The following is a 9,790-nucleotide window of genomic DNA, read 5'->3' on the forward strand; positions in this document are numbered from 1 at the left end:
CCGCTCTTAAGATGCCGAAAGGAACGTCGCTGGAAGTAACGGCGGAAGCGACACAACGACTGCAAGACGTATTTCAGAAGGAGCCTGGAGTCGATTATATCGAGACAAATATCGGGGAAGAGAACGAACCCAATAAATCGTCTATGTTTATCATGCTGAAAGACGGTGCAGACGTGAATGCGATTCTAGAACGGTTCCGTGAGCAAACCGAACCGCTCGTTCCGGCGGATTCCAAGCTAACGATTGATAAGATCAGCAACGGTGCAAACGAAGGATATGAAGTTATACTCAACGGTCCGAATAAAGAGGCGCTGACAGAAGCCGCGGAATTGGTGAAAGCTGAAGTGGAAAAAAATCCGCTGCTGGTCAATGTCAAAGACAATCTCTCGGATAAAAAATCAGAAGTGATTATACGGGTCGATCGCGACAAAGCGGCAGAGTGGGGAATGTCCCCGATTCAAATCGCCGGGGACGTTAGCAGCCTGACGGGCAGCGCGAAAATCGGGAAAATTAAAATTGATGAGGAAGAATATGATTTTATCCTGGGATTGAAAGAGGCGGATACGGATTCGCTTGAGAAAATCAGAAGCATTCTGCTGAATACGCCGATGGGACAGCAGATTCGTTTAGAAGATGTGGCGACGGTAACGAATGAAGAAGCGCCATCTCAAATTATGCGCCGCAACGAAAAAGAATTCATCGCCATTACCGCAGATATTACAAGCAGCGACAAAGAAGGGGTAAGTACTGCCCAGAATGAAGCGATAAAGAAAATGAAATTGCCGGATGGCGTTACAGTAGCAAGCGGCGGCGTAAGCGAGGACATGCAGAAGAGTTTCCAGGAAATGTTTTATGCTCTTGGTGCCGCAGTGGTGATGGTATATATCGTAATGGTAATCGCATTCGGAAATGCGATGGCCCCGCTTTCCATTCTGCTGTCTTTACCGCTCGCAGCTATCGGAGGAATTGTCGGTCTGTTCCTGACGGGCTCTTCCCTGGATCTAACGGCGCTTATTGGGTTTTTGATGCTGATTGGCATCGTAGTAACGAACGCGATCGTCTATGTAGACCGCGTACAACAGCAGCGTGAGAAGGGGCTTGAAACGCGTGAGGCGCTGCTTGAAGCAGGCGTTACCCGCCTGCGTCCGATTATTATGACTGCAGTGGCGACCATTGTAGCGCTTCTGCCGCTCGGGCTTGGCGAAGTAGAAGGTTCGCTGATGTCTCCGGGTCTTGCCATCGTTGTTATCGGAGGGTTGACTACATCCACGTTGCTCACCCTGGTTATTGTCCCGGTAGGCTATGAAGCAATGGATAAAATTCGCAATTACACGTTAAGAAAACGCGGCCTGCTTCCTGCAGCGGCATCTACCGAAGAAGAACAGCAGCTCGCGTGAAGGAGAGGAATGCACGTATGAAGAAAAAGTGGATACATGTAGGGGCGGTCTGCCTGGTGTCAGCATCGCTGCTCGCCGGTTGTGGTTCCGCGCGGGAAGCGGGCCTTGTCACTGCGGGCAGTGCCGCCCAGGAAGTAAAACCGATCGCCGTTAGCATAGCGGAAGTCAAAGAGGGCGTACTAACAGGCGGAAGCCAGCTGTTGGGGGAGATTTCCCCAAAGGTAAGTGTTAATGTGGTTGCCAAACTCTCCGGTACGCTTGCTTCGTTGTCCGTACAAAAAGGAGAAATGGTGAAGCAGGGGCAGGTAATTGCTCGATTGGATCAAACGGATTACGTGCTGGGTGTAAAACAGGCCCAGGCATCACTGAATACGGCCCAGGCTTCATTAGCTCAGGCGCAGGCAGGCGTAAGTGCGGCAAAAGCATCGCTGGCCCAGGCGCAGGCTGCGGTAGAAACGGCCACCTCATCGCTCAATCAGGCAAAGAGTACATACGGAATTAAAGCAGCCGGAAACACTTCTTATGAAATCGCCCAGCAAAGTGTTACCATTGCCCAGGCGAACTATGATCGCGTTAAGAGTCTGGTAGATGCCGGTGCTGCTTCCAAGACGCAGTTAGAGCAAGCGGAAAGCGCTCTTCTGCAGGCAAAGACCCTGATGAATCAATCAGCCCAGGCGGATGCGCAGGGCAAAGGTGCGATTAATACGGCTAAAACAAGTGTAAAGCAGGCGCAGGTAAGCGCAGATAAAACGGCCAAAGCTGCCGTCCAACAGGCGATGGGTGGCGAACGCGCGGCCCGTGCCGGTGTGCAGCAGGCCCAGGTAGGGCTGGAAAAAGCACGTACGGCATTGAATGATACCGTGATTAAAGCCCCGATTACCGGTATCGTCAGTTTCGTTGGATACGAGACGGGAGAGCTGGTCAGCCCGCAGCAGGCAGTAGCGACCATTATTAACATTAATCCGGTGCTTGTCAAAATCAATGTATCGGAATCCATGGTCGTCAAATTTACTAAAGGTGCCCTCATGGACGTAGAGATTCCGGCACTTGGCAAAACAGTCAAAGGTAAAGTCACATACAGGGGGATAGAGGCGGATCGGCAGTCCAAAATGTTTCCGATTGAACTCGAGATTCCAAACCCGGACGGCGTTATTCTTCCCGGTATGAAAGTCAATGTGCTGGGCGTCAGTATGAATAATCAGAAAGGCTTGCTCGTACCGGCGGATGCCATCATTGAGAAGGACGGAAAGAAAAGCGTGTATATTGTGGAAGGAACACGTGCGATTAAACGAGCCATTGTTACCGCCGAGGGGAATTCTACACACGTACTGGTGGTCAGCGGTTTGAAATCGGGGGACAAAGTGGTAGTAAAAGGACAGAGTCAATTGAAGGATCAAGCCCAGGTGCGAATTGTGCAATAAAGAATAGGTACAGGCATAGATATGGAGGGAAGGGGCTTATCCTCATCCCTCTTTTTTCTGTGAAAATCACGAAGAAAGAAGGAGAGAAAGAGGAAATGAGATCCAGGGAAGAAAAAGGCGTTCGCCTTTTTCCCATTGAAATCATGGTCTCGTTTTCTTCTCCCTTTTCCTTCATACCGCAAAAGTCAGCTGCTCTTCCCCTCATTTTCATGCCGGGGTTGTGGCTAATCGGTCATGGTGGTTTTATGGTGGGAGAAAAGTCGATCGGTACCATATACACCGTTTATATTTTTAGGTATAATTATTATCTATGTGGAGAAGCTATACCTCCAGTATTGCCAAGAAAAAGGACGTGTTCGGAAATGGAATTATCGCTTGTCATTCCGGCATACAATGAAGAAAAAAGAATTGCGCACACGCTTGAGATGGTTATGCCTTTTATGGACAACCACTTTACCGGCTATGAAGTGCTTGTTGTCGATGATGGCAGCACCGATCACACGGTGGCTGTAGTCGAAGAATTCGGCCATCCTTGTCTTCAGATCGTTTCGTTAAAGAAAAATATGGGCAAGGGAATGGCATTAAAGCACGGCATGCTTCTTGCGAAGGGGAAATATATATTTTTTATGGACGCAGATTTGCCGTACCCGCTCGAAAGCATTACCGAAGCGCTTTCTGTATTTTATACCAGAAAAGCGGATCTCGTCATTGGAGGACGCGATTTATATCAGGCGGAATCGGATGTGCCGTACCCGCTGTCCCGTAAGATCGCTTCCGCTATGTTCTCGCGGTTTATCAACGCGGTGCTGCGCCTGGATATTCCGGATACCCAATGCGGATTCAAAGGCTTTACTCGTGCGGCGACACGGATAATTTTTCCGCAATTGACTATCCAGGGCTTTGGATTTGACTTCGAGATGTTATTTTTGGCTCGTAAATATGGATATCATATTGAGAGAATTCCTGTGAATCTCAGGCATTCCGTCGATTCCAAAGTGCATATTGTTAAGGATTCCTGGAAAATGTTCCGGGATGCTTTACAGGTACGGGCCAACGATTGGAACGGTGTCTATAATAAGCTAAAGGAAGTGCCACATGAAGGGTAAGTACATACAGCTTGCTGTTGGTATTGCCATCACGTGTCTGTTTCTGTTTCTGGCGTATCGAAATCTCGGAAATTTAAATCTTGGGCGTCTGCTGCATTATCCGGTTCATTACTTCTATGTGATACTTGCAGTATTCGCATATGCGGTAAGTCAATGGTTCCGGGCCTTGTCCTGGACGAGGGGACTTGCTCCTGATGTTCCGCTTCACAAAATGTTCGCTTCCGTCTGTATGGGGAACGGTTCGAATATGCTGCTACCCTTTCGGATGGGTGAGGCCATTCGCATTATTACCATAAGTCAGGTGAAGCGTGATTACGGCGTTGTCAGCGTCAACCTTATGCTAGAGCGCCTGCTTGACGTAACGATTCTGATTGTGCTGGCTGTTAGCGTAGCGTTTTTTGTTCCGTTTGAATCGGAAGTAGAAGCCAAACTTGCGGTGATTCGCAATCTGATGGTGGTGGGAATCGCAGTCGGTGTTGCGGCTTTACTGCTGCTATTCCGGTTTCGTGCCCGTATGGCGGCATCGGAGAGAACGCCGGATTTTATGCGCAAGCTGTTCGGTTTCCTTGGACGGTTTGCGGTGCTGCGCTCGCCGCTGGTTATTATTCGTACGCTGTTTTACTTGATTTGCTCCTGGGGATGTGTTTATTTGTCTACCGTCTTCGGCCTGATGGCGGTCGGCATTTATGACATGACGGCTTGGGGGGCAAGCCTGGTGGTTATCGTGATGACGAACTTGATTATGCTGATTCCGTCCGCTCCTGGAGGGATTGGCGTGTTCCAATACGCCTGCATCTATTCGCTCTCGTTATTTGATGTACAGGCATTTCAGAAAGCGATTCTTTCCGTGCTGCTCCATCTGATTCAGTACGCGGCGCTCCTTCCGTTTAGTATTTATTACTTTATGCGGGGCGAATTTACGCTTAGAGAGATTTACCGCAGTGTGGCAAAACGGCAGGGTGCTCGATTCTCGGAACGGTAAATGAAAAAGACAGGCGGAGCCCTGTCTTTTTTGCTGTGAAAATCATGAGAAAAGAAGGAGAGGGAAAGAGGAAATGAGATCCGGGGAAGAAAAAGGCGTTCGCTTTTTTCCCATTGAAATCATGGTCTCGTTCTCTTCTCTCTGTTCCTTCGTACCACAAAAAGTTATCTGCCCTTCTTTTTATTTTCGTGGCAGGGCTTGTGGCTAATCGATCATGGTGATTTTGGTGAAAAACAGCGATAGGAGGATGGTTATGGGGAAGACGCGAACAACCAGGCTTTCGCCATGGTTCTGGCTGCTGTTTGGCGCCGCCATGGTTTTAAAATACGGGTATGAAAAATTCCGATATTACCCTGTTCTCGATGATTGGATCCAATACGGAGCGTTCCAGCTCTACGACGATCCATTTCGTCAAATTTTTTTGAACTACAGCTATCATACGCGGCCGCTTGCCTCTTTATTTGATTTGTATGTTTGGGGCAAGTTCTGGCCTAACCTTATCGGTGCGTTCATTTTAATTACGATAATACATTTTGTAAGCTGTTATTTGCTCTATCGAATTTTTGACCGGCTGGGCCTGCCATCATTAGGTACGCTTGCGGCCGTGTTGTTCGGTTTACTGCCGCTAGGAAGCGAAGCGACATATTGGCTTTCCGCTTCATCACGATTGGTAGTCGGGCTTTTTCTGATGCTGTGCTCTCTTTATTTCCTTGCCGCAAGCTTCGATGCGAAGAAGAAAGCGGGATATCTTATCGGATTCGCCGTATTTCAATTCCTGTCTTTCGGTTTTTACGAGCAGATTATCGCTATGGGAGCCGCCTGTTCGTTGCTGCTTCTTCTCTGGAAGAAGAAGTGGTGGCAAGTCTTCCTGCCAATTTTAAATGTAGGGATAATTGGCGCGTATTATGTAGTATTCAAAGAAGGAGGCAATACGGAAACACGCGGCCAGCTCGTTCCGGGCGAGAGGCTGCTTGTCCATATAGGCGGTGTATTCCAAGAATTTTATGACATTGTGGTGCTTTTACACGCTAAATTCTACAGTGTGGGCTTGGGCCGGGGTCTCCGCTTGTTAATGGAGAATGAGTCTTATGTCTATTTGCTTCTTACGGGAGTCGTTTCATTGGTGATAGGGTGGATGACTTTCCGTATGCTGCGGGAGGAAGATGGCTTACGCAGGCCTGGCGTGCAAATTCTGATTGGCATTCTGCTCGCGGTGATTCCGTTGACACCGTTTTTTATCCTGGATCAGAGCGGACTTGCCCTGCGCAATGTATTTCCTTCTCTCATCGGACTGGCGCTTATGATAGACGGCTTACTTTTGTCTATAACGAAATCAGGAGCTGGGAAAGCTGTGTACGGTGCTGCTGTAGCGTGCTTGACATTTGTATTTATCGTTGTTAATGTAGCGGAGGTTGTTGATTATAAGAACGTAAGTCAGGCGGATCGCCATGTCGCCGAGCAGATTATCTCGCTTGGAAAACAGGCGAAAAAAATCAATGGGAAATACCCCGTTTATTTGTTTGGCGCGGAGCCTGAGCTGGTAAAGGTAGGCGTCCCGTTCTTAAACCATGGACGGAACACGACCAGCAGCGATTGGGCGATGGCGGGCGTCATGCGCGCCGTTGGGGGCACTCGCTACTATCCGGCAGTCACTCCGGTTACCGTCCGGGATGATATTATTATTCCGGAGAAGAATATAAACCGCGGCCTGCTGCTTGGACTTGAGCCGGATTTGCGTGTCGTATCCCTGCGGCCGGTGAAGCGGCCGAACGGCGACTATCATTTGCTGCGCGAGGATGGTACGCGATTCGGTATTTATTTTACAGACAAACAATATTTTCGTAAGTGGTAGTTGTTAGGGTGAAGTGTGTAAGTGAATACTAATTGAAAAGAGTGGCATGAAATAAATCTAGTGATAGAACATTGTGATGCGATATAATAAAGGATGGTGTTTTGCTCACTTAAAGAAAGGATGTTCTGTGATTCGATGAGAGTATTGCGAAGCATGCTGAGAATCAGTTTTATTTTCTTTTTATTGGGTGCAATAGGGATCGGCGCATATTATGCTTATTCTTTCTATTCGTTTACGTCAAAGATTCAGAATCCTGGTACGGCGACATCCATGCCCGAGTGGACAGGCAAGGAGCGGGTAAATATCCTGCTGCTGGGTGTCGATAAACGCGAGAATGAAGAGTCGACACGGTCGGATTCTATTCTTATAGCCAGCATCGATCCGGAGACGAAGAAGGCGCAACTCTTCTCTATTCTGCGCGATTCCTGGGTAGAGATTCCGGGTTATCGGAAGAGCAGAATTAATACCGCATATGAGATAGGTGGACCGGAATTGATGGCACAGACGGTGGAGAACCTGACAGGGCTTTCGATCCAGTATTATATAACAACCGACTTTAAAGGGTTTGAGAAGGTTGTGGATGCGCTGGGCGGTGTTGACTTATATGTAGAAAAAGATATGGAATACTATCTGTATGAAGAGAATGGATACTACGATATTCTTCTTAAAAAAGGACAGCAGCATCTAGATGGACGCAAGGCGCTGCAGTATGCACGCTTCCGCCATGATAAGATGGGGGATTTCAGCCGTACGGAGCGCCAGCGTAAGCTGCTGAAGGCTCTGGCAGAGCAGGCTACAAGCAAGACAAGCATTTGGAAGATTCCGAGTGTGCTTGAGGCCGTGTCACCATACGTAACGACAAATATGAGTCCGACAGACATGCTGCGTCTCGCCAACCTTGCGTATAAACTGGATGTGAAGAATTTACAGACCGAGCAAATTCCACCGGCCAATATTCTGCGCGAGAAAACGGTGAACGGAGCGCAGGTCATTGATCCGCGTGAAGAAAAGACGAAAGAGTACATTCAAGAATTATTGCAAAATCCGTTGAACCATGAGTCGGGCGAAAGCGAAAAAGAGAAGGTAAAAGGTTCTACAAACTAAATTCATGTATAGGATAGTTGGTAGGGGGGGACGAACTTATGGGCCAAATGCTTGAAACCATCGGTTCCTGGATTACCGCCGTTATCGACTATCTGGGCTATGCCGGCGTTTTTCTCGGAATGCTTCTTGAAAGTGCCTGCATTCCAGTTCCAAGTGAATTAATTATGCCGTTCGCCGGTTTTCTGGCTTCTCAGGGAAAAATGAACCTGTTGGCTGCCATTGTGGCAGGAAGCATCGGGGGGACGATTGGCTGCGTGGTTGCATATGTGATTGGTCGTAAATACGGCCATCTGCTTGAAGGCCCGCTGCGCTTTGTTTTTCCGCTGCATGAAGTTAGACGAGCACAGCGATGGTTGGCCCGTCATGGAGATAGTGTAGGCTTTTTTACGCGGTTGCTTCCAGCGGTTCGTACATTTATTTCGCTGCCAATGGGTATGGCGCACGCGCCGTTTCTGCGCTTTGTTGTCTATAGTTTCGTAGGAACCGCCATTTGGTGCACAGTCCTGGCGTATGTAGGCTGGATGCTGGGCGAAAATTGGGCAATGATTAAAGCTTATCTTCATTATGGGGATGTTTTTGTACTGATTGCTTGTGGAGCGTTAGTGGTTTATTATGTATGGAAGAGAAAAAAGAGAAGTCGTTTTGTGTAAGTAAAGGACTGCTGGTTTGTACCAGGAGTCCTTTTTTTGTCAACCTGGCTTTCAATCAAACTTACTAAAGAAGACGGCGAATGAAAAATGAACGCTTATCAATATAAATAATAAGTTTTAGAACTGGTTCAAAAAATAAATGATTTTTCAATATGTTTTTCTCTTTAAATTCGACAAAATAGTTACAAAAAACATTGACAAATTTGTGAACTTAAGAGTAAAATAATGGTAGGAATAGTGGGAAACTTTATATCTTTGAAAAGGAGCGGTTATATAGTATGTGGAATGCAATTGTGATTGCTGAGATGGTGTTTACATCAACCATGTGCGCTGTGATTCTGGCCCTCCCGTTTTTTACGAAGCTGAAGAAAAATCATGTTGGAGAAACAGAAAAAGAATAAAATAGATAGAGGAAAAGGCGCCCCGGGGCGCTTTTTTTGTTATGTATTCGAATGGAGGAATAAATTCGTTAAAAATCTGCTTGATTTTGATTTACTTATGCCGATATATATTTAAGAGGATAAAAGAAAGATAGAAATTACCATAGAAGGAAATAGGGGATGTCAAATGGATTTAGCCTCATTAATTGGGATTGCGGTAGCCTTGGCTGCGGCTGCGTTTGGTTTTTTCTATGACGGTGGACAGACTAATTTGCTGTGGAGTCCGGCTTCGTTTGTGCTGGTACTCGGTGGTACGGCCGGCGCTGTTATTCTTTCGCTGCCAATGCAGGACTTGAAAAATATACCGAAGCTGTTCAAGAAGCTGTTTACTGAGCAGAAGATGGATTACATGGGTCTGATTAATCAAATGGAACAATTGGCCGGAAAAGCGCGTAGGGAAGGGTTGCTGTCGCTTGAGCAGGAAATTGAGCAGATTGACAATAAGTTTATCTCAAGAGGATTGCGCAGCGCTATTGACGGTGTGGACCAATCAATTATTGGAGAAATGCTGGAGTATGATATCTCCGCCATGGAATCGCGCCATCAGCGCGGAGCCAAAACGTTTGAGAACGCGGGCGGGTATTGCCCGACGATCGGGATTATGGGTACCGTTATGCACATGGTAGTGATTATGACGCACTTGAATGAGCCGGAAACGCTGGGGCCGTCCATTAGTGCAGCCTTTCTCGCTACTCTATACGGTGTCGCATTTGCTAACCTCTTCTTCTTCCCTTTTGCCGAAAAGCTGAAGGCAAAGTCCAGAGATGAAGTACTTTACTTAACCATTGCCCTTGAAGGGATTATCGGTGTTCAGCAGGGCATGAACCCGGTTGCGCTG

At 47.5% G+C, this 9,790-nt stretch carries 9 protein-coding genes; all 9 read left to right on the forward strand.

The features are described from left to right. The coding region (locus B2899_RS11725) for an efflux RND transporter permease subunit (protein WP_286885985.1) at window positions 1–1,397 on the forward strand (1,397 nt) is incomplete at its 5' end. Window positions 1,398–1,414: 17 nt separating this feature from the next. Then, window positions 1,415–2,818, forward strand: a complete 1,404-nt coding sequence (locus B2899_RS11730; protein WP_286885988.1) for an efflux RND transporter periplasmic adaptor subunit — start codon at window positions 1,415–1,417, stop codon at window positions 2,816–2,818. Between the two features lie 362 nt (window positions 2,819–3,180). Then, on the forward strand, window positions 3,181–3,924 hold the full coding sequence (locus tag B2899_RS11735) for a dolichyl-phosphate beta-glucosyltransferase (protein ID WP_170230336.1): 744 nt from the start codon (window positions 3,181–3,183) through the stop codon (window positions 3,922–3,924). Further along, on the forward strand, window positions 3,914–4,906 hold the full coding sequence (locus B2899_RS11740) for a lysylphosphatidylglycerol synthase transmembrane domain-containing protein (RefSeq protein ID WP_286885991.1): 993 nt from the start codon (window positions 3,914–3,916) through the stop codon (window positions 4,904–4,906). Before B2899_RS11735 ends, B2899_RS11740 begins: the two co-directional genes overlap by 11 nt. A 253-nt stretch (window positions 4,907–5,159) precedes the next feature. Continuing rightward, entirely contained in the window at window positions 5,160–6,758 is a 1,599-nt protein-coding gene (locus B2899_RS11745) for a hypothetical protein (RefSeq protein WP_286885993.1), read from the forward strand. Window positions 6,759–6,911: 153 nt separating this feature from the next. Further along, the gene (locus tag B2899_RS11750; protein WP_286885995.1) at window positions 6,912–7,862 is read left to right on the forward strand and encodes an LCP family protein; all 951 of its coding nucleotides are present in this window, start codon (window positions 6,912–6,914) and stop codon (window positions 7,860–7,862) included. A gap of 38 nt (window positions 7,863–7,900) precedes the next feature. Next, complete coding sequence (locus B2899_RS11755; protein ID WP_146811413.1) at window positions 7,901–8,512, forward strand: DedA family protein; 612 nt, start codon at window positions 7,901–7,903, stop codon at window positions 8,510–8,512. A gap of 278 nt (window positions 8,513–8,790) precedes the next feature. Continuing rightward, the gene (locus tag B2899_RS11760; protein ID WP_281286033.1) at window positions 8,791–8,913 is read left to right on the forward strand and encodes a hypothetical protein; all 123 of its coding nucleotides are present in this window, start codon (window positions 8,791–8,793) and stop codon (window positions 8,911–8,913) included. A 166-nt stretch (window positions 8,914–9,079) separates the two neighbouring features. Then, window positions 9,080–9,790, forward strand: a 711-nt coding sequence (locus B2899_RS11765; RefSeq protein WP_286885998.1) for a motility protein A, incomplete at its 3' end; no start/stop codon positions are given.

The organism is Aneurinibacillus sp. UBA3580, assembly GCF_002375825.1.
GTDB lineage: Bacteria > Bacillota > Bacilli > Aneurinibacillales > Aneurinibacillaceae > Aneurinibacillus > Aneurinibacillus danicus.

Coding starts and splice junctions, on each gene's coding strand:
- B2899_RS11735 (WP_170230336.1), top strand. CDS start 3,181: ATGGAATTATCGCTTGTCATTCCGGCATACAATGAAGAAAAAAGAATT.
- B2899_RS11760 (WP_281286033.1), top strand. CDS start 8,791: ATGTGGAATGCAATTGTGATTGCTGAGATGGTGTTTACATCAACCATG.
- B2899_RS11745 (WP_286885993.1), top strand. CDS start 5,160: ATGGGGAAGACGCGAACAACCAGGCTTTCGCCATGGTTCTGGCTGCTG.
- B2899_RS11730 (WP_286885988.1), top strand. CDS start 1,415: ATGAAGAAAAAGTGGATACATGTAGGGGCGGTCTGCCTGGTGTCAGCA.
- B2899_RS11750 (WP_286885995.1), top strand. CDS start 6,912: ATGCTGAGAATCAGTTTTATTTTCTTTTTATTGGGTGCAATAGGGATC.
- B2899_RS11740 (WP_286885991.1), top strand. CDS start 3,914: ATGAAGGGTAAGTACATACAGCTTGCTGTTGGTATTGCCATCACGTGT.
- B2899_RS11755 (WP_146811413.1), top strand. CDS start 7,901: ATGGGCCAAATGCTTGAAACCATCGGTTCCTGGATTACCGCCGTTATC.